General features: G+C 64.3%; 14 protein-coding genes and 1 riboswitch. Of the genes, 6 read left to right on the forward strand and 8 right to left on the reverse strand.

Features of this window, described 5'->3' with window-relative positions:
* The first annotated feature begins 8 nt into the window (after positions 1-8).
* Together NTZ43_07655 and NTZ43_07660 are read left to right on the forward strand one after the other, a co-directional pair.
* A complete protein-coding gene (locus tag NTZ43_07655; protein ID MCX5767081.1) occupies positions 9-2,537 on the forward strand; it encodes a penicillin acylase family protein in 2,529 nt (842 codons plus the stop codon).
* Complete coding sequence (locus NTZ43_07660; GenBank protein ID MCX5767082.1) at positions 2,537-2,881, forward strand: hypothetical protein; 345 nt, start codon at positions 2,537-2,539, stop codon at positions 2,879-2,881. The genes NTZ43_07655 and NTZ43_07660 overlap by 1 nt, the downstream gene beginning before the upstream one ends.
* Positions 2,882-2,884: 3 nt before the next feature.
* Here the strand turns inward: NTZ43_07660 and NTZ43_07665 are convergent, their stop codons facing one another.
* From NTZ43_07665 to NTZ43_07680, 4 genes are all read right to left on the reverse strand, one after another.
* Positions 2,885-3,397 carry a MarR family transcriptional regulator gene (locus NTZ43_07665; GenBank protein ID MCX5767083.1) on the reverse strand — a complete coding sequence of 171 codons (513 nt, stop codon included), beginning with the start codon at positions 3,395-3,397 and terminating at the stop codon, positions 2,885-2,887.
* Positions 3,398-3,581: 184 nt separating this feature from the next.
* Entirely contained in the window at positions 3,582-4,958 is a 1,377-nt protein-coding gene (locus tag NTZ43_07670) for a M28 family metallopeptidase (protein ID MCX5767084.1), read from the reverse strand.
* Positions 4,959-5,032: 74 nt separating this feature from the next.
* Positions 5,033-7,174 carry a TonB-dependent receptor gene (locus NTZ43_07675; GenBank protein MCX5767085.1) on the reverse strand — a complete coding sequence of 714 codons (2,142 nt, stop codon included), beginning with the start codon at positions 7,172-7,174 and terminating at the stop codon, positions 5,033-5,035.
* Positions 7,175-7,285: 111 nt separating this feature from the next.
* Positions 7,286-7,386: riboswitch (TPP riboswitch) on the reverse strand.
* Positions 7,387-7,433: 47 nt separating this feature from the next.
* Positions 7,434-8,387, reverse strand: coding sequence for an MBL fold metallo-hydrolase (locus NTZ43_07680; GenBank protein MCX5767086.1), 954 nt, complete (start codon positions 8,385-8,387; stop codon positions 7,434-7,436).
* 13 nt (positions 8,388-8,400) lie between these two features.
* Between NTZ43_07680 and NTZ43_07685 the strand changes: the two genes are divergently transcribed.
* From NTZ43_07685 to NTZ43_07695, 3 genes are read left to right on the forward strand one after another with little or no spacing between them, the layout of a single operon-like run.
* Positions 8,401-9,771, forward strand: coding sequence for an OFA family MFS transporter (locus NTZ43_07685; GenBank protein ID MCX5767087.1), 1,371 nt, complete (start codon positions 8,401-8,403; stop codon positions 9,769-9,771).
* Positions 9,764-9,886 (forward strand): hypothetical protein, encoded by a 123-nt coding sequence (locus NTZ43_07690; GenBank protein MCX5767088.1) that lies wholly within the window; start codon positions 9,764-9,766, stop codon positions 9,884-9,886. Before NTZ43_07685 ends, NTZ43_07690 begins: the two co-directional genes overlap by 8 nt.
* 22 nt (positions 9,887-9,908) lie before the next feature.
* On the forward strand, positions 9,909-10,583 hold the full coding sequence (locus NTZ43_07695) for a hypothetical protein (GenBank protein MCX5767089.1): 675 nt from the start codon (positions 9,909-9,911) through the stop codon (positions 10,581-10,583).
* Between the two features lie 63 nt (positions 10,584-10,646).
* On the opposite strand, the gene NTZ43_07700 is transcribed toward NTZ43_07695, so the two are convergent.
* From NTZ43_07700 to NTZ43_07710, 3 genes are all read right to left on the reverse strand, one after another.
* Complete coding sequence (locus NTZ43_07700; GenBank protein MCX5767090.1) at positions 10,647-11,498, reverse strand: VOC family protein; 852 nt, start codon at positions 11,496-11,498, stop codon at positions 10,647-10,649.
* A gap of 278 nt (positions 11,499-11,776) precedes the next feature.
* Positions 11,777-12,226: a prepilin-type N-terminal cleavage/methylation domain-containing protein gene (locus tag NTZ43_07705; GenBank protein MCX5767091.1), complete on the reverse strand. Its 450-nt coding sequence runs from the start codon at positions 12,224-12,226 to the stop codon at positions 11,777-11,779.
* 384 nt (positions 12,227-12,610) lie between these two features.
* Complete coding sequence (locus NTZ43_07710; protein ID MCX5767092.1) at positions 12,611-13,981, reverse strand: DNA recombination protein RmuC; 1,371 nt, start codon at positions 13,979-13,981, stop codon at positions 12,611-12,613.
* Positions 13,982-14,148: 167 nt separating this feature from the next.
* Here NTZ43_07710 and NTZ43_07715 point away from each other — a divergent pair, with 167 nt between their 5' ends.
* Entirely contained in the window at positions 14,149-15,369 is a 1,221-nt protein-coding gene (locus NTZ43_07715) for an EAL domain-containing response regulator (GenBank protein ID MCX5767093.1), read from the forward strand.
* Here NTZ43_07715 and NTZ43_07720 read toward each other — a convergent pair.
* Entirely contained in the window at positions 15,358-20,316 is a 4,959-nt protein-coding gene (locus NTZ43_07720; GenBank protein ID MCX5767094.1) for a PAS domain S-box protein, read from the reverse strand. The genes NTZ43_07715 and NTZ43_07720 overlap by 12 nt on opposite strands.
* Positions 20,317-20,321: the final 5 nt, after the last annotated feature.

Raw genomic sequence — 20,321 nt, forward strand, 5'->3', positions numbered from 1 at the left:
CTTATCCCATGACTCCTCCTCCGTCACACTCGCGCACGCGCGAACTGTTCACCACGGTGCTTGCCGCACTCGGGCTAGCGTTCACGCTGTTCATGGGCTCGCGCTCGGTGGGCGCGGCGCCCGCCCTCGGCCGATTCCTCGACCCTGTACACGGCGTATGGGCGGTGGCCTCGCGCGCGGAACTTCCCGTGAGCGCTGGTGCGACGATCCCCGGATTGCGGAGCGCGGTGGATGTGCGCTACGACGACCGCGGCGTGCCGCATGTCTTTGCGCAGAACACCGACGACGTGTACCGCGCGCTCGGCTACGTGCACGCGCGCGACCGTCTGTTCGAAATGGAAATGCAGACGCGCGCGGTGGCCGGCACGCTGGCGGAACTCGTCGGCGCACGTGCGTTGCCGCTCGACAAAACCGCGCGAGCCCAAGGGCTCGCCTGGTCCGCGGAACGGAGTTTTGCGACGGTCTCGCCCACCTCGCTCGCTGGACGCGCCATGCAGAGTTATGCCGATGGTGTCAACGCATTCATCGATCAGATGACCCCGAGTGACGTGCCATTTGAGTATCACCTGCTCGGTGCCACGCCCATGCATTGGAAGCCCGTGTACACCGCGTATCTGCAGGCGCGGATGGGGCTCACGCTCGCGTACAGCGAAGGGGAACTCCAGCGCGCACAGGTGGAAGCGTTGATTGGTTCGGCGGCGGTGGCCGCCCTCTTTCCTGAGAACGCGCCGATCGTCGAACCGATTCAACCCAACGGGCAACGCGCCCCGCGGCTCGACTATGTGAGAATTCCTGACCCGCACCCCACGGATAGCGTCAAACTCGCGCTGGCGCTCGGGCTCGAGCAGGCGGCGACGCTCGCGGTGAGTGATCGTCCCGGTGGAGAAGTGGTGGTGGGAAGCAATAACTGGGCGGTCGCACCGCGCCGTACGGCGGCGGGGCACGCATTGCTCTCGGGCGATCCGCATCTTGCGCTGTCGCTGCCGTCGGTGTGGTACGAAGCGCATCTCATCGTACCGGACACGCTTGATGCCTACGGTGTGACCTTTGCGGGATCGCAGCTGGTGGCCATTGGATTCAATCGCGATGTGGCGTGGACCGAAACGAACACGGGCGCCGACGTCGCCGACTATTACGTAGAAACGGTGGACGACCCCGCGCACCCCACCAAATACAAACTCGACGGCGAGTGGAAGCCACTCACGGTGCGCGTGGAGCAATATCGCGGCAAGCGTGGCGAGACGCTGGCGGCCGACACGATTTACCATACGCACCGCGGCGCTATGGTGCACGCCGGCGCACGCTGGATTTCGCGTCGCTGGCTGGTGACCGAATCGTCGGTGGCACCGGTACTCGAGTCGTTCCGTCATACGAACTCCGCGAAGTCGGTGTTCGATGTGATGACGGCGTGGGAGCCCTACCCCGCCCCCGCGCAGAATGTGCTGACGGCGGATCGTGCGGGGCACATTGGCATTCGCTCAACTGGTCTGTATCCGCGTCGCCCCGCGCAACAAGCGAAAGGCGACGTGCTAATTGACGGCAGCGTGAGCGCCAACGATTGGCAAGGATGGCGTGCGCTCAAGGAGTATCCGCAGTCGCTCGATCCCGCGCAGGGATATTTGGCGTCGGCGAATCAGCAGCCCAAAGACCCCAAGGTAGATGCTGGGTATCTCGGCTGGGATTGGCCCACGCCGTGGCGCGCGATGCGCATCAACGCGTTGTTACGTGCGGACTCGCAGGTGACACCCGACGCCATGCGCCGGTATCAAACAGATCCGCGCAGTGAGCAGGTTGGATTCTTCCTTCCGGCGCTCCTGCAGGCAGCGGATCACGCGCCGGCACCAGATACCGTTCTCGCGCACGCGGCCCGCATGCTGCGCGAGTGGGATGGTTCGTTTGCGAAGGACAACGATCACGCCGCGCTTTATGACGCGATTGTCTCGGAGATTAGCCGTCGCACGTGGGACGAACTCCAACTTCCGGCTCCCACCGGACCCGAGCGCGCCAAGCGCATTGCCACACCCAACACGATGGTGCTCGCCGAGTTGTTGCAGCAGCCGAATAGTCCCTGGTGGGATGTGCGTGAAACGAAGGATGTAGTAGAGGATCGCGACGCGATTCTGCGTCAGTCGATTGTGGCGGGCTACGCCTTGCTGGTGAAGCAGTTCGGCGCGCCTGGTGCAGCGTGGCAGTGGTCGAATGTGCGGCACGCGAACATCTGGCATTTGTTGCGGATGCCGGCACTCTCACGCCTCGACTTGGCGGTGCCGTCGGCGCCGGCCACCTTGAGCCCGTCGTCGGGCGATGGCACGCACGGCGCGAGTTGGCGCATGGTGGTGGAAATGGGCGCAGAGGTGCGCGCGTGGGGGATTTACCCTGGTGGACAATCGGGGAACCCCGTGAGCTCGCGCTACGACAACCAGCTGCGTAAATGGACTGAAGGCCAGCTCGACACGCTGCGCTTTCCGCGCCGCCCGGCCGATCTCGCAGGCTCGGTGCTGCGGTCCACACTCACTCTGACACCGGAGCCCCGCTAATGCGCACGCTACGCTTTGCGCTCATTGCCGCCGCCTTTGCGGCGGCCACGGTGGCCATCGGTTGGCTCGGCGTGCTCTTGGTGGGTCTCGCTGATGGCGCGCTGACCGCGCGTCAGCGTGGTGGCGCACTGCTCACCGGACTTGCTGCGATGACATCGTGGGCTGCGCTCTTGTTGCTCCAATCGGCGCGCGCGCCGATTGGACGCGTCGCCACGGTCCTGAGTGGAGTGCTCTCGGTGAAGCCGGTGGGCGTGTACGCGCTCACGCTGTGTTTTGCCGGCCTGCTCGCGCTGACGTCGGCGCTGGTGATGCGCGGCGTGGTACGACTCAGCGCGACGCGCTAACCATCATTTGGTGGGCGGTGTTCCGGCTTTCGCGCTGGGACGCGGCATAGAGGCGCGGACTTTTTCGAGCAGCGTCACGAGCTGCAGTTGCTCTTTGTCGGTGAGGCCGGCGCCGCCCGTTTCGTCGGCGTTCGAAATGACGACGTCGAGTTTCTTGAGCAACGCGAGCCCCTGGGCGGTGATGACGCACATCACCTGACGCCGGTCCGGCGTGGAGCGCTCGCGCCGCACGAGCTCGGCGGCCTCGAGACGATCGAGCAGTCGCGTGATGCCAGGCGCTTCGTCAATCAACCGATCGCGCACGGTGAGCGTGGGCAGTCCGCCCTGCCCCGCGCCTCGCAGAATGCGCAGTACGTTGTACTGCGCCGGCGAAATCCCCGCCTGCTCCACGACACCGGCCACCGCGCGCCGAATGAGCGTCGCGGTGCGCACGATGCTCAGCGTCGCTTCTTCCGCCGTGTTTCGGAACGGACTCTTCTGACGAATGTCATCCTGTAACGCGAGGCGTTCGGGCATGGACGTTCGGAAGGAGAAACTGTTGACAGGTGAATAGATGCAAACCGCTGGTATGTAGTATCCACCCGTGTTCACGCCAGCGACAGGGGGGAGGGCGGAAGCGCCCCCCCTAACGCGGACGGCGGGGAGCACACAACGGGCTCCCCGCCGACCACCTACGTGGGAAATAGGGCGTGCGCTCTGCCTACCGCGGTAAACGCTGCGGGAGCTCCGCCACGATGTAGGCCATCACCGCCATTACCGCGACGCACCGCTGCATCTCGGCGGGGCTGAGCTTGTCCATGGTGTCGGCCTCGGTGTGGTGGAACCAGAAGTAACGACTGTCATCCACTTCGAGCCCCATCAGCGGTACGCCGAGCGGGCCAAGGGGGCCCACGTCTGCACCGCCGCCGGTTGCGCCGAGCGAGTCGGCGTGAATGCGCGCGAGGAGTGAAGACACTTGGCGCACGATGCTTCGGGCGGAGTCGGAACCGGTAAAACCAAATCCCGCGGGCGAGAACACGCCGCCATCGCTTTCGATGGCGAGCACATGCTTGCCGGCTTCGGCTTTATGCGTCTCCGCGTAGGCGCGACCCCCGCGGCTTCCGTTTTCTTCGTTGGTCCATCCCACCACGCGAATCGTGCGGCGCGGCGTAAGACCGAGTTTCTTGAGCAGGTTGATGGCTTCCCACGCCACGACGATGCCGCCGCCGTCGTCCATGGCGCCCTGCCCAACGTCCCACGAATCAATGTGACCGCCGAAGACCACGACTTCGTCGGGGGATTCGCGTCCCTTGAGCTCGCCCACCACATTGCGACTCGGCGCGTCAGGGAGCGTGCGGGCTTCCATCTCAAGATGCACAACCACCTTTTCACCGCGGTTCGTCATGCGGTGAATCATCATCGCGTCTTCGACGGTGATGGCCGCCGTCGGGACTTTGGCGACGGTGGTGTCGTACGACATGCCGCCGGTGTGCGGGGTGCGCATCGAATACGGCGTCACCGAACGGACCAGCGCCGCAACGGCACCAACGCGCGCGGCCGCACTCGCACCGCCACCACGGTACGCCACCGTGGCGCCGTAGTTGGTGAAGGCGACATCAAACAACACGATCTTTCCTTTGGCCTGCGCGGCTTTCTTGGTGAGATCGTCAAAGCTGTTGACGACGAGCACTTCGGCGGTGATGCCACCGGAAGGAGTCGCAACGCTGCCGCCGAGCCCGAGCATTGGGAGATTGGCGGCACGCGGCTGCACGAGTGCGGCCGACTCGCGCCCACGCACCCAATGCGGCACCATGGCCGGTTCACCACGGACGTTATCGAGTCCGCTCTTTTTCATTTCGGCGAGCATCCAGTCAATCGCGCGCTCGAGTGCGGGGGAGCCGCTGAGGCGCGAGCCCGAGAAATCGGTGAAGGCAGCGAGGCGGTTCCACGCCGCGGTGCTGTCGGCGAGCGCACCATCGATGATGCGGTCGGCGACGGCGCGGTATTGCTGTGCCACTGGGCCAGCGTTCTGCGCGGCCGCGGTGGAGGTGCCGAGGACGGTGGCGAGGCAGACAAGAGAGGAACGAAACAGACGCACGACGCCTTCCGGGAAAGAAGAGAGTCCCCGCGCGACACGCTACTCGAGCGCCGCGCGAGGACTCCCGGCGTCGATCAGAACGAGCGGCGCGTTGTGATGAGTACGTTGCGCGACGCCACGGGATAAAAGTAGCGCGTTCCTTCGGCGGCGTAGCCCCCAGCATAGGCATTGGCGTCGAGCAGGTTGGCGAGTTGGGCCCGCACCAGCCAGCCGCCGTGCTGCCAAGTGAGCCCGCCGTCGGCGAGCCAGTTGGCAGGGACGACCATCGCGGCGTTGCCGTCGTTGGCGAGGCGCATGCGGTCCACAAAGCGCCCGCCGAGGGAGAGCGACCACTCGGTGGAGAGTTGCCACTCCACCCGCTGATTGGCTACGACCGGGGGCGACAGCAGGGGTTCGACGTTGTTGTAGGTAATGGCGGCAGCATCGTCGGTGTAGCGATCAATGCGCGCGTGCAGCAGTGCGATGTTGCCGGTGATGGTGAGGTGCGCCGTCGCCTGCCAGGTGGCATCGAGCTCGATGCCGGTGCGGGCACTGCTCCCAACATTCTTGCGGAGCGGACTCCCCGTGAGGCTCAGCTGGCCAATGGGGGCGATCTCATTACGGAACTGCATATCAAAAGCGCTGGCCTGCACCGTCAAGTCACCCGCGTGCCAGGTGGCCCCGACTTCGAGATCGCCGAGTGTTTCGGGTTGGACGCGCGTGAGTGGGAGGACGGAGGCGGCGTTGGTCGCATTGACGTCATCGGCACCAGCAAAGAGATCGCCTCGCGCCGGTTCGCGGCCCGTGCGGCCGTAGGAGGCGTAGAGCGTGATCTCGTTGGACGCGCGCCAAGTGACGCCGACTTTTGGATTGACGAAGGTCCAGTCAAGGCTCGCTTCGGGAATGCCTGCGTGCGCATCGGGGGCATAGCGGAAGGCAGCCCGACGCAGTTGTAGGTCGGCAGACCAACGCCAGGAGCCGGCGTCGTAGGCAAGCTTGGCAAAGGCGCTCTGTTCTTGTTTGTAGCCGGTGTTCGTGTACTCGCGGAGCGAGAGCGTGGGGCGCATGGCGAGCGCGTGATCGCGGTGGTAGTCGCTCAGGTGCGCGCCGGCATCGAAGGAGAGAGTGCCGCGTCGCACATTGAGCGCGGTAAAGGCGCCGTACCACACATGCGCGAGAAAATAATTGCCGATGGTGCCGTCGCCGAAGTCCACGTCAAAGGCGCCAGCGGCGGAGTTGCGATACGCCGTGGCCGACCAGGTGGTGCCAGCGCCAATGGAGCGCGAGTACTGCAGACTCGCCATCTCTTGATGAAAGCGATCGCCTTCGTGCTCGGTGAGCGGATTCAGGCGGCGATTGACCGCGAGGTCTGCTTCGGGTGCGGCGAGGTATGCTTCGCGGATTCCAGAAACGCCCGCGAAGCCGGTGAGCTTGAGCGCAGAGCGGTCACTGAACCAGGCGGCGCTCACAAAGCCGGACTGGGCGTCGTTGCCCGAGTGCTCGCGATAGCCGTCGGTGTGTTGCTTGGTGAGGCGCGCGTAGGCGGCAAAGCCACCGTCGAGCATGCCGGTGGCGCCTTGCACGCTGGCGCGCATCGTGTTGAACGAACCGCCAGTGATTTCAACGGCGCCGCCCCGCGGCGTGGTGGCGAGCGGTACGGGCTGAAAGTTCAACGAGCCCGCATACGACGCTGTGCCAAAGGCGCTCGCGCCAACGCCGCGCTGCACCTGCACCGATTGCATGCTCGAGAGAAAGTCGGGGACGTTGGAGAAGTACAGCACTTGATCTTCGGGATCATTGAGCGGCACGCCGTCTACGCTGATGTTGAGGCGTGTTTGATCGACGCCGCGGAGGCGGAGGTAGCTGTAGCCGGAGTAGCCGCCCGCCTCCGAGTACGAAGTGAGACCCGGAAGCGATTGCAGAAAGAGGGGCGCGTCTTGACCCGCGAAGCGGCGCTGGATGTCGTCGCGCCCCATCATTGACTGTGCGGTGGGTGCTGCGATGGTGGGCCGCACGGCGGTGATGACCACACGCTCGAGCGAGTCGCGGCGCGCGCGGGCGCTGTCGCTGGCGGTGGCGGTGGCCTGTGCGTGTGCCACCGCGGGAATCACGCACAACGCCACGAGCGCCACGCGCGTCACGCGCGCGACGCGCGTTGCAAGTGTGCGAGCACCGTCGAGTCGTGCCGCATGGCGTGAGACGGACTGTGTGTTGACGCTCCGTACGTTCCTGCGCATTGCCGGGTCGCTCCGCGTGGCGGGTAGTGACGATCCGGAGTGGTGCCCGCACGAGCGACGCGCAAAAAAGAATGCGCGCCTCCCGAACGAGCGGGTGGCGCGCCGATGTTCCGATGCGTCACGCCGCACTCCCTACGCCGGTCTAAACCGGGTCAGGTTCCAAGAGACTATCTCAACCCCGGCACTGTGCCGTGGTACCCCTGGCGGCTGTCGAGAGAATGGATAGCGGCGGCGCGTGCGCGGCGCCAGTGGTCGCGGGCTAGAACTCCTGCAGATCCACCGCGCTCACCACTTTCCCCGTGTAGCGCGAACGCACCTCGCGTAGCAGTTGCTCGTCGCTCGCACCGAAGTACAACTGGTGATAGAGCACGAGCACGCCGGGCTTCGCAGCGGTCGCAACGGCGCCGACTTGAGTGGCGGAGGTATGCGCCTGCGCGTGATAGGGCTGTCGCGCGGCAGGAACGGTGCTAAAGCCGGCGTCCGAGTACACCTCGTGAATGAGCACATCGCAGCCGTGGCACTGTTCGGCGACGGCGGGGTTCTGCCGCGCGTCGCCGCTGATGACGATGGTGCGATCGGGCGTTTCAATGCGATAGCCGAAGGCATAGCGCCACGCGCTGTGCGGCACGGCAAAGGCACGCACGGTGATGCGCGCATCTTTGTATACAATTCCTTCGGCTATCTCGTGCACATTCGCGTTCCATCCCTCGGCACTTGGGCCACCTGCAGATGCGACGCGTTCGGCGATGTCCTCGGTGTTGCCGTCGGTGATGCCGCGGAGCAAGCGCGCGGTGCCCGGTGGGCCAAAGAGTTCGAGCGGTTCGCGGCGGCCCTGAATCCACGGGGTGAAGAGCACGTCCGCGAGGCCGAGCGTGTGATCAGAATGGAGGTGCGTGAGGAAGAGGCGGTTGAGTTGCGAAGTTTTGAGTCCAGGGACACCATTGCGGAGCGCGGCGCTGGCGCGGCGGACGATCCCCGCCCCGGCGTCGAACAAATAGGGGACGCTATCGACAATGATGGCAACGCCGGGGCCACTGCGGTCGGGATCGGGGATGGGCGTACCGGTCCCGAGCATCACGATGCGGGTGCGTGACGGGGCGGCGTGAACGGAGCTCTGGCTCGCCACGACGGATGGGCCGACGACGACGGCGACCAACAGGATTGCCTTCCCCCAGATGCGGCGCAGGCGCCTGTGCTCCATTTTTCTAGCCACTCGAACTTCTCCTATGCCACTGTTGACCTTTCTGGACCGCGACCGCTCCATCGCACACGCCGGCTTCAGCCGCTGGCGTGTGCCCCCAGCGGCGCTCGCCATTCACCTTTCCATTGGCCAGGCGTACGCGTTCAGTGTATTCAATCTGCCACTCTCCACGCTCGTTGGCATCGACCACGCGGCCCCCAACGATTGGAAGCTGAGCACCATCGGATGGATTTTCAGCGTGGCGATCGTCTTTCTCGGCCTGTCCGCCTTCACCTTTGGACGGTGGCTCGAAGCAGCCGGTCCGCGCAAGGCGATGTTTGCTTCCGCCTGCTGTTTTGCGGGCGGGTTTCTGGTCGCAGCGCTCGGCGTCCGGTCGCATAACATCGCGGTGATCTACCTCGGCTATGGGGTGTTGGGCGGCATCGGACTCGGACTCGGCTACATCTCGCCCGTGTCGACGTTGATGAAGTGGTTTCCCGATCGCCCGGGAATGGCCACCGGGCTTGCCATTATGGGATTCGGCGGCGGCGCGATGATCGGCTCGCCGCTCGCAGTGGCGCTGATGGCGCACTTTCGCACGGCGAGTTCCATGGGTGTCGCCGAGTCGTTTATTGCGATGGGCGCGCTGTACTTCGCGTTGATGATGTTTGGCGTGTTCACGGTGCGACTCCCTGCCCCGGGGTGGACGCCACCGATGGGAGCAGGAGCGGCGAACGCCGCGCGCGCCGCGCGCGCCGCTGAGGCGCCGCGCGACGTGCATGTGGATCGCGCCATCAAGACGCAGACGTTCTGGTTGCTCTGGGCGGTGCTCTGCCTAAACGTGACGGCTGGGATCGGCGTGCTCGGCCAAGCGTCGCCGATGATTCAGGAGATGTTTCCCGGCAGCATAGGCGCAGGGGCAGCGGCGGGTTTTGTGGGGCTCTTGAGCCTCGCCAACATGGCGGGTCGCTTCATCTGGTCATCGTTGTCGGATTATATCGGTCGGCCGCGCACGTACGCTGTGTACTTCGCGCTCGGCGCCGTCCTGTACGCCGCCGTACCCGGCGTCGGACGCGCGGGGAGCGTGACGCTCTTCGTGGCGTTCTATGTGGTGATTATGTCGATGTACGGCGGCGGTTTTGCCACGATTCCCGCGTATTTGAGAGACATTTTTGGGGTGCGGCATGTGGGGGCCATTCACGGGCGCCTCCTCACCGCGTGGTCGCTGGCTGGGGTAGCCGGACCGGTTCTCGTGAACTACATCCGGGAGTATCAGATTGGCCGGGGCGTCCCCAAAGCCGAGGCGTATACCGTTACCATGTACATAATGGCGGGGCTACTGGTCTTCGGTATGATGGCCAACGCTCGCGTGCGGCCCGTGGATCCGTCGCTCTGGTGGCGGGGTACGCATGAGTGAGCTATCGCGCGGCGAGCGCTGGAAGGTGGCGCTCGCGTGGTTGGTGGTGCTGGTCCCGGCGGTCTGGGGAGTAGCGCAGGTCATCGTCAAGTCAGCGGCGTTGTTCGGGCGCTGATCACTTTTGAGGAGAGGCACACGTGCGTCGTGCATCATGGTTGATCGTCATTGCGCTGTTCGCGGCTGCGAGTGCGGACGCGCAGCGTGGCATGGGCGGGATGGGCGGCATGGGAGGAATGGGCGGCGGCGGTATGGGCGGTCGTCGCGGCGGTGGCATGGGAGGCGGAAGCCGGCAGCCGGAAATCAAGTTTCCAGCGGCGAAGTCTCTCGAGAAATACAACCCCGCCACGCTCGTACTCGACAAGCGCAAGAAACTCTCGCTGAGTGATTCTCAGACGACGGCGTTCAAGGCGATGCAGATGCGCATTTTTGAGCGCAACGGTTCCCTGCTGGTACGCTACGACTCACTGCAGAAGGATTTTCGTCCGCCGAAGATGGACCCACGCGATGCGTCGGCCAACGATTCGAGCGCGCAAAACGCCCGCCGCGTGTCGATCACGCAGATGCGTCAACTGTTGTTGCTCGCCGACTCGCTACAGGACCGTCGGCGCGCCGATGTGCGTGAGGTACTGGAGGCGCTCCCAGACGACGCGCAACGAAAGAAGGCGGCAGCATTTCTGGATGAGCAGGATGTGGAGTTCAACAACGAGTTCCCGCAGGCCAGATCGCAGGGTGGCGATCGTGGTGATGAGCGGGGCGGCCGTGGTGGGCGCGGCGGGCGCGGCGGGCGTCCGGAGCTGAGCGGCTCGCGCTGAAGATCGCAATACAAAACGTCGGCGCGGAAGAATATTCCGCGCCGACGTTTTTTTGCCCCTCAGTTACTCGGCGCGGACGCGCACAGCCGTTCCCCAGGGATCGCGCACCAAGAAACTCGCGCCCGCCTCATCGAGTGCGCGGCCCGCCGCGTTGAGCCGATCGCGCACAGCGTCGAACCCATCCGATGGAACGCAGAGCGTCCACTCGAGCAGGTGCGCTTCGTCGTCGTGGGCCGACTCAGCACCGCGGGCCCACGTGTTGACGCCGAGGTGATGGTGATAGCCGCCCGCGGCGAGAAAACTCGCGCCAGGGAGCGCGGCCATTTCGGAAAACCCGATCTCTGCACCGTAGAACTGACGCGCCGCGGCAAGATCGCCCACATGCAGATGCATATGACCGATCACCGTCCCCGCAGGCATGCCGCTCCACGGGATGTTGCCTGCGGCGGGGAGCAGGTCGGCGATGTTCACGGGGAGGGTGGCCATCTCTACGCCATTGGCGGTGCGCGTCCATTGGTCGCGCGGGCGGTCGGCGTAGACTTCAATGCCGAGTCCGTCGGGGTCCTGCAGGTAGAACGCTTCGCTCACGAGGTGATCGCCGGCGCCGACTTCCACATGCAGCGCGGAGAGGTGCGCGAAAAATCGTGCGAGCGAGGGGCGGTCGGGGAGTAGAATGGCGAAGTGGAATAGTCCGAGTCGGCCTCGCACCGGCACGTGCGGTGCACCCGGACGTTCGTGCAGCACCACGAGGGCGGAGTCACTGCCCTGCGCGGTGAGCGTCACGACCTGGCCGTCGCGAGCGTGCTCCCGAAAGCCGAGGATGCGGGTGTAGAAATCGAGCGAGGCCGCAAGGTTGCCGACTTGGAGGTCGACGCGGCCGATGTGGCTGTGATCCGGAAGTATGTGTTGCTGCACTGCGCGAACTCCGCCGAGGGGTTGAGGCGGAATTTAGCGACCGAGTGCCATTTATGGCCTGGTGGTGGAGCGGGCCGGGATTAAGAGGTGAACGGTGTCGGTGGGGAGGACGAACATACGGCCGGTCTGGGTGTCTACCCACACTGAGAGCCCATAGAGTAGCGCGCCCATCACTACACCTGCCGCCGGCGCCCCGCCCAACATCGGGCCAGGAAGCGCCAAGAGGCCAAGGCCAAACGCTGCCGACCGAGCGCCAGCGCTCTCGATTTGAGGACGTGCTACTTCTTGACCGCCGCAACAGAATCCGCAGGCGTCGCGGAACAGGTCGCCAGTTCGGAGCCCGCACTGCTCCCAGGGAACACCGCGACGGTGCAGCGGGTGGCCGTGCCCTCTGTGTGCGCCGTGGCGGTCCACCACTGCGGAGTCACGAGCGTCACGTTGATCTCGACGTCCGCGGAGGGGCGGAACCACGGACGCAGCGAATCGAGCGTCGCCACATACTCGCCCCCGTGCTCAAAGGCCCACGCCTCTTCGGCCGTGACGAGATTTCGGAGGTCCGATTCCATCACTGCGATGACGGCGCGCTCACGCACCTGTGTGTAGCGGACCACGCCCATCGAGGCGAGGATGGCGGCGATGGTGACGGCGATCATGAGTTCTACGAGTCCGAAGCCAGCTCGGGGCCGCAAGCGGGACGGAAACCGGGCGGTCGTACGCGTCGCGCCCATCGCGTCATCGGGGGCCCGATCGACAGCCCAGCGTGCATGCGTGCAAGTAGCGTGCATTCCGCAACCGTCGTGAGGGCCCGCGTCATTTGCCGAACCCACCGCGCGCGCAGGCGCGGAAGTCTGGGAGGGCTAACGAGGTGGAAACCAAGTCGCCGGTCACAATCGGAGCGGCGATGGGTCTTGGTTACAGACTCATGAGCGGCAGGAAGTGTGCCGTGAACCACATAGGCTACAGCGGCCTCTGACGGACAAACTGTCCAGAAAGAGATTGTTTTGTCCGCGGGGAGTGGGACAGTTCGTCCCGAACTATTTTGGAAGCCAGCGCGAGTCACACCGCCTAACAGGCAAGGCGTATCCGAGTGAAACCGTTTCCGGCGGCGACGGTTACTCCTCGACCAGAAGCCGCTTTGCCTCCCCACCCTCCCCCTCATCCCCCGCCGCCGCCGCCAAATCCGCTGGCATCGCCTTCGTCGGCCGCACCCCGAGCTCGCGCAGCATCTCCACCTGCCGCACCAAATTTCCGGCGCCATCAATCAACTTCCCGCGCGCATCGTCATAGCTCCCGCGCGCTTTGGTGAGATGATCACCGACCTTTGCGAGGTCTCCCGCGAATCCGACGAACTTGTCGTAGAGCGCCGCCCCCCGCTTGGCAATCTCCTGTGAGTTCCGCGACTGCTGCTCCTGCCGCCACACATGCGCAATCGTGCGCACCACAAAGAGCAGCGTGCTCGGGCTCACCAGCAAGACGTTCTTTTCCCACGCGAGCTGAAAGAGATCTTTGTCGCTCGTGAGCGCCGCCATAAAGGCGCCCTCGATGGGCATGAACATCACCACAAAGTCGAGCGATTTGAGCGCGTACAGCGTTTGGTAGTTCTTCTCCGAGAGCCCCTTAATGTGGCGACGCACGGCCTCGAGGTGCCCTTTGAGCGCAACCTCGCGCAGTTCATCAGTCGTCGCCGCGGTAAACTCGGCGTACGCAGTGAGCGTGACCTTGGAGTCCACCACCATCTGGCGGTCGTTGGGGAGATAGAGTACCACGTCGGGAATCACGCGCTCGCCATCGCCGTCGCGATGCGACTCCTGACGCCGGTAGTGCGGTCCCTCAATGAGCCCAGCACTGTCGAGCAGCCTGTCGAGAATCACTTCGCCCCAGTCGCCCTGCGCTTTGGCGTCGCCCTTGAGGGCTTTGGTGAGGCTTGTGGTCTGGTCGCGCAACGTGCCATTGAGCTCCGTGAGCGCGCGCAACTGTTCGCCGAGCGCACTCCGGTCTTTGGACTCATTGACGTACACTTCCTCGACCTTCTGCCGAAAGCCAGTGAGATCGGTTTGCAATGGCGTGAGCAACTGCGTGATAGCCGCCGAGTTGAGCTCGACAAACTTTTTGCTCTTGTCGTCCATAATTTCGCCGGCGAGCGTGCGGAACTGGTTCGAGAGTTCTTCGCGCGCCGCGGTGAGCAGCGCGAGTTTCTCGCCACTCTGCGCGCGCTCGGCCTGTAGCGCCGCTGCGGACGCCGCCAGCTCCGCGTGAGCGCGTGACAACTCCGCGCGGAGCGCGCCCATCTCCTCCTGCAGTTTGCGCGCAGCGCCTTCCCACTCCGCTATGCGCAACTGGCGGGCAGCACCCTCGGCTGTGAGCGTCGCAATTCGCTCCCCCTGCTCCGCGGGGCCGCGGCTTTTGGCAATAAACCAGCCGGCAACACCCGCCGTGAGGGCAACGACGGCGACGATAACGATGACGCTGAGTTCTGTGAGCATAGCTGGATTGTACGCCGAGGGGATGACAGTTGGGAAAGCGCGCGGCCCCTACCGTCGTGCCTTTTGCACTTACGGGGAGCCTCGCTACCTTTAATACAATGTATTTCGGCGGCCGCGCCACTCGCGGTGCCACTCGCGCCCCGGCGCGCAACGCGGACCCCCCTCCCGTGACGGAAGATTATTCGGACCTGAGTGTGCTGGTTGTGGACGACCAGTTGCACGTGCGCCAATGGGTAAGTGCCGTCCTCGGAAGTTTGGGCGTCGAGCGCATTGCCGAAGCGAGTAATGGGCGGTCCGCGCTTCACGCGGTGACCGAGCCCGGCGCGGCGTTCGACCTCATTATCTGCGATTTGCGCATGCCCGACACCGATGGCGTGGAGACCATTCGCACGATGGCGCGGATGGGTGTTCGCTCTGCGGTCGCGATTCTCAGTGTGGAGCAGGAACGCGTCATTGAGAGCGCTGGGCTGCTGGCGACACTGGGCGGGCTCGACCTTGTGGGGGCCATGGAAAAACCCCTGACGCTGGAAAAATTGGAACCGGTGCTCCAACGCGTGCGTGCGCGCCTCGCCCCTGCTCCGCAGGCAGCGCCGGAGCTGGCGACGCCAGCGTTGGCCGACCTCGACTTGAGCGCCGCACTCACCAACGGCGAGCTCTCGCTCCTCTACAAACCGACGGTGCGAACGAGCGATGGCAGTTGCGTAAGCGCCGAAGCCCACCTCCGATGGAATCACCCGTCACACGGCCCGCTCACTGAGGGCGTGGTGATGCAATGTGCAGCACAGGCGCCGACGTTCCTCCTCAACCAGCTGACAACCTTCACGGTGCGCGAGGCAATTGCCGCCGCTGAACGGTGGCAGGAGAGCGGTAGCGACGTGGGAGTGGCAATCAATGTGTCGCCACTCGAGTTCACGACGCTCGATCTGCCGGAGTTGATCGAGTCGCTCGCGCTCGAACGTCAGGTACTGGCATCGAAGATCACGATCGAGATGCCAGAGCAAGTGTTGCAAAGCGACGCCGCATCTGTGATTGATTGCTCGACGCGCTTGCGGCTGAAAGGATTCCGGCTCGCGCTGGACCACTGCACGGGGACGGTACCCGAGATGGCCAAACTCGCCACACTCCCCTTCAGCGAAGTGCGGCTCGATCCCACACTCGTGCACGGATGCGCAGCGTCGGCGCGCCAGCGGATGGCGATTGAGGCGACCCTGGCGGTGGCACGGAGCATGCAACTCTCGACGGTGGCGCTCGGCGTTGCCCAGCGCGCCGACTGGGAGCTCCTCGGCGTCCTGCGGTGCGAGGGAGCGCAGGGGCCATTCATCGCTCCCGCGATGGAGGAATCCGGACTGCTACACTGGATGGCACAGCGTAGCTCGCTACCGCTCTGACTCCGCCGACGCGCTCCCAACGACGCTGCGCACTTTCAGCGCCAGTGCCGCCAGTGTGAATGGCTTGGCCAGAGAGGGAGCCTGCGCATCGAGCACGGGCGTCCCCGACCCCACTTGGGACGAATAACCCGACATGAAAAGGATCTTCATGTCCGGGCGGCTCTCCGAGAGCATTTCTGCGAGTTGCCGGCCATTCATCCCTGGCATAACCACATCGGTGAGCAAGAGGTGGATCGGCGCCTGGTACTCCACGGAACGACGGAGTGCCTCGGCGGGGCTGCCCGCACCGATGACAGTGTAGCCAAGTTCGCGCAGGGCCAACTTGGTGAGGTTGAGAACCTGCTGTTCGTCCTCAACGAGTAGGATGGTTTCCGTGCCCCCTTCGACCTCTTCCTGTTGCTGTGGAAGGCTTCTCGGCATCACGCCGGTGTGCCGCGGGATATAGATATCGAAGCTCGTGCCCTCGTTAGGCGCACTGGTCACGAGGATAAATCCGTGACTCTGCTTCACCGCGCCGTACACGGTCGCGAGGCCAAGTCCGGTGCCCTCGCCCACGGATTTCGTGGTAAAGAACGGCTCGAAGATTCGCGCCCGCACGTCGCTCGACATACCGCAGCCGTTGTCGCGAACGGTCAATCGCACGTAGTCACCCGGCTGGGCGTCGATGTGTAACGCGCAGAACTCGGTGTCGAGTCGACAGTTGGAGGTCGCAATCATCACCGTACCAAAGCCAGACGCGGGGGCGAAGTCGCTGTGACCCATGATGGCGTCTCGTGCGTTCACGCACAGGTTGGCCATGATCTGATCCACCTGCCCCGGATCCATATAGGTTGGCCAGACGGATTCGCTCGGTTGCCAGTCTAGCGCCACATCCTCGCTGATGAGTCGCTTGAGCAAGTTGATAGAGTTCGCCACTGCCACATTAATATCCAGCACGACGGGCATCACCGCTTGTTTGCGCGCGAACGCGAGCAACTGCCGCGTGAGTTCAGCCGATCGTAGCGCGGCGGAATGAATTTCGTTGAGGCCCGCTTTCAACTTGGGCGTTCCCTCCACTTGCCGAAGGGCGAGCTCTGTACGGCCAAGAATGACGCTCAACATATTGTTAAAGTCGTGCGCCACGCCGCCGGCCAACCGCCCGACCGATTCCATTTTCTGCGATTGCCGGAACTGTTCCTCGAGAGATTTTCGCTCGGTGATGTCCTGTTTTACCGCGATAAAATGGGTAATCGCGCCGGCGTCGTCACGAAGCGGCGTGATCGTAACGTCTTCGGTAAAGAGTGATCCATCCTTGCGTTGATTGACCAACTCGCCAGTCCACGCACGACCTTCACGAATCGCCTCCCACATCCGCTCGTACGCGGACCGATTCTGTGGCTCCGTATTTGCGATGTCGCCGGTCCGGCGCCCGAGCGCTTCTTCCGCGGTGTATCCGGTGGTGGTGGTGAACGCTGCGTTGCACCACTCAATCGCGCCCTCGCGGTCGGTGATCAGAATGGTGCTGGACGCCGCTTCAAGGGCGGCGCCTTGCAAACGGAGTACCCGTTCGGCGTCCCAACGCGCGGTCACGTCCACCGAGGCTCCGACGATTCCAATGACCGTGCCGCCCGCGTCACGTTCCGGTTCAATCACCATGTCGGCGACATGCACGATTCCGTCCCGGCGAATCACGAACTCCTCGCGCTCCGCGTTCCCACTCTGCAACACGCGCTGTTTGGTCGTGGTGATCCGCGCGGCCACATCCGCCGGGAACAGCTCGGCGTCCGTGGCGCCGACAATTGGATCGGATGGCAGGTGCAGCCCCTGTGGATGGTAGATCCACACGTACCGCAACTGTGCGTCCTGATTGAAGACGGTGGTGCTCGCCGTTTGCAGTCCGAGCCGGAGACGCTTTTCAGAGATGCTCAGCGCCACTTCCGACGCCAAACGCGCTTTTTCGTTGCTGAAGCGTTCGAGGGCGATGCCGATATTGGCGGCCATATCGACAAGCAGTCGCCGCACTTCTTCATCGAAGACATTCGGCTCCGACGAGTAGAGCGTCAGAGCGCCCACCGCCTCACCGTTCCTGAACAGGGGAAGCGCGGCGCTCGACTTCCATCCACTTTTCTCCGCGCGCGCCAGCCAGTGCTCCGTCAGGGGGTCGTGCAGAAACTCTTGCACCCAGAACGGAACACGGTCACGAATAGCGCGCGCGGTTGGCCCCCTGCCCGATGGCAGGTGAGGATCGACCGAGATTTCGACATTCTGCAAGTAGCCGTTGTCGTCCCCGACGTTCGCGACTGGAACTACGTTCCCCGTGTGCTCGTTGATCACGCCGATCCACGCCATTTGCAACTTTCCGTAACTCACCGCCGCCTGGCAGATGCCCTCAAACAACTCCCTTTCACTGCGGCTCGACGCCATCGTCTCGTTGGCAAAGGCAATTGCGGCGTAGAACTCGCTGAGGCGACGGATGCGTGCCTCTTGCTGCTTGCGCGCGGTGATATCGACGGAGATTCCGAGGAGGCCCGTCACCGCTCCGCTATCACCGTTCACGCGGATGGGGGTCTTGACCTGCAAATACGTGACGGACTCGCCATTCAGAGCGGACTCGAACTCATTGGTCGCCGGCTCACCACGAACGACTTGCTCGTCGACCGCCTGAATGCGCGCGACGGCGTCGGCCGGGAAATAGTCGCGATCATCAGACCCAATCAACTGGTCGGCGGATACGCCGAGTGTGGCGAGCGTTGGCACATTCCCGTAGGTGTACCGACCGTGCGTGTCTTTCATGAACACGACGGTCGGCACGTGATCGAGCGCGTCCCGGAAGCGTTGCGCGTCCGCTAGGGCGCCCCGCAATGCGAGGTCCGCCTGTTTTTGATCTTCGGCGTCTCGGACGGTTCCCGAAAAGCGAAGAGGCATTCCTTCGGCGTCGCGCTCCAGTTCACCGCGGACGTGGCACCAACGGTAGGAGCCGTTTTTCTTCCTTATACGCTGATCAATCGCGTACGGCACATCGGTCGCGGCGTGCGCATCGAGCGCGGCTTGCACACGGGCACGATCGTCGGGGTGGATCAACTCCATCAGCCGGAGCCCGCCTGCCGCCATCTCGCCGACCTCGTAGCCCAGCAGTTGCTCGCACCGAGGCGAATAGTAGCGCGACGCGTCGCGGTAGTTCCACTCCCAAATCCCGTCACTGGTGGCGCGCGCCGCACGACCGAACCGGGCCTCACTGGCCGCCCGAGCCTCTGCTTCCGCAGCTATTTGCCGAGAGAGTTTCAACTCGCGGGCGAGGGCCTGATGGCTCCCTCTCGTCAACTGCGTGGCGACGGCATACGACAGACTCACGACGACGAGCAGCCCAAGGAGCAGATTGAGCAAGAACGTGCGCCGCACGGGCGTTAACACTTCATCGCGGTCCATCTTTGCCAGCAACACCCATGGCGTCCGTGGAACGTGGATGCCTGCGAAGAGCACCGCATGCTGGCGGTAATCCACCGCCCGCCCGGTGAGTTCACCCGGGGAGCGCGCCATCTGCACGAGCGCCAGCTGCGTCGTCGGATCGTTCGTCGCCTTCTTCGTCATCGCGAGTCCGCGGTCGAATCGCACATCGCTCAAAAACTCTACACTGTCTGGACCGGTGCGCCCAAGCACGAACTCACCGGTCTCACTCTCAAATGGCCAGTCATGTGTGACCGCAAATAGACTTTGCGCCGCGTTCGACTGAAAGCGGACGACGCCTTGCTGTTCCGCCGCCCCGCCGGCCGCTCGCCCAACCGCAGCGTAAAAGGCGAGGTGCGTGTGCCCACCAGCCGCGTCGCGATGCAAGTCTTCAAACGCCACCGTTTGCTGGGATGCCGAGAACCGGCGTATCGCGGAATCGTCGCCAGCGGTCAAGCCTTCCTCACTGGCGGGAACGGTCAGCACCAGTCGACCCGCGCGATCAAAGAGGGTGATGTCTGTGAAGCCTTTGGCATTTCGCATGGCTTCGAACGTCGCCGTCACCTGCATTCGCGTGCGCGCATCGCGAGGGTTCGCTAACAGCGCGCTGACAGCATTTGCCAACACCGGCGCGCGCGTCACGATCTCGGCGTCCCCGCGGCGCTCGCTCAACCACGTCGTCACCTGCCGTGACCTGGCGTGTACAATGACACGCAGGTTTTCGCGTACCTCTTGCTGCGCAGCGGCCGCCGCTTGCTCGTACGCGACACGAAACCCGACGACAACAGTTCCGCCGAACACCAGCACCACGAGCCCGAACGTCGATGCGAACGACAAATGGGCCGACTTGCCCTCGCGATCTACCAGCACGCTCCGCGGCCACTCCGTGCGCTGGAGACGCATGGCGAAGCTCGTGCCAAGCAACGCAATCGCCAGTGCGCTCGCCGGGGGAAGGATGGTCGTATCGTTCCACTGTAAAGGCGCGCCCAACAGGGCCGACACGAGGGCCGTCCCGCTGAGGAGGAGGAGGAGCATCGCGAGGAGCCCCCCCAGGCCCATGAGCAGGCGCCGACCATACCGCTGGTAGAGCGCACGGTCGAGCCCCAGCAACGCGATCACTCCGAACGGCACTAATACTTGCCACTCGACATAGAACAGCGGCAACAGGGCGTCTGGATCCGTTGCGCGCGTGATCAGCGACAGTCGCGGCGCACCAATCTGCCACAGGGTCCACGCCGCACTTTGCAACAGCAACGCGAACGTGAGGGCAGCGCCGGCCACATCATACCGCGCCGTCGTAACGCCTTCGCGCTGAAGGAGCGCGGATCGGGCCGCAAGCCCGAACGCAAGAAAGAGCAGCGCCACCCCCGGCATCAGCCGTGTGCCATCGGCGACGATCTCCGTCCACCGCGATTCGCCGATGCCCCACGCGAGCGCCGTCAAGATCCCCAGCAGGGCGAGCGCTCCACCGAACTGGGAGACACGAGTAAGAGCGATCGTTTCGCTGTCGCGTTCAACGGACATCGGCG

The sequence above is a fragment of the Gemmatimonadota bacterium genome, assembly GCA_026387915.1.
In the GTDB taxonomy this organism is placed as follows: domain Bacteria; phylum Gemmatimonadota; class Gemmatimonadetes; order Gemmatimonadales; family Gemmatimonadaceae; genus Fen-1231.

Bases quoted from the DNA above. Each gene is read 5' to 3' on its own strand.
- NTZ43_07655 (MCX5767081.1), top strand. From the start codon at position 9: ATGACTCCTCCTCCGTCACACTCGCGCACGCGCGAACTGTTCACCACG.
- NTZ43_07660 (MCX5767082.1), top strand. From the start codon at position 2,537: ATGCGCACGCTACGCTTTGCGCTCATTGCCGCCGCCTTTGCGGCGGCC.
- NTZ43_07665 (MCX5767083.1), bottom strand. From the start codon at position 3,397: ATGCCCGAACGCCTCGCGTTACAGGATGACATTCGTCAGAAGAGTCCG.
- NTZ43_07675 (MCX5767085.1), bottom strand. From the start codon at position 7,174: ATGCGCAGGAACGTACGGAGCGTCAACACACAGTCCGTCTCACGCCAT.
- NTZ43_07685 (MCX5767087.1), top strand. From the start codon at position 8,401: ATGCCACTGTTGACCTTTCTGGACCGCGACCGCTCCATCGCACACGCC.
- NTZ43_07690 (MCX5767088.1), top strand. From the start codon at position 9,764: ATGAGTGAGCTATCGCGCGGCGAGCGCTGGAAGGTGGCGCTCGCGTGG.
- NTZ43_07705 (MCX5767091.1), bottom strand. From the start codon at position 12,226: ATGGGCGCGACGCGTACGACCGCCCGGTTTCCGTCCCGCTTGCGGCCC.
- NTZ43_07710 (MCX5767092.1), bottom strand. From the start codon at position 13,981: ATGCTCACAGAACTCAGCGTCATCGTTATCGTCGCCGTCGTTGCCCTC.
- NTZ43_07720 (MCX5767094.1), bottom strand. From the start codon at position 20,316: ATGTCCGTTGAACGCGACAGCGAAACGATCGCTCTTACTCGTGTCTCC.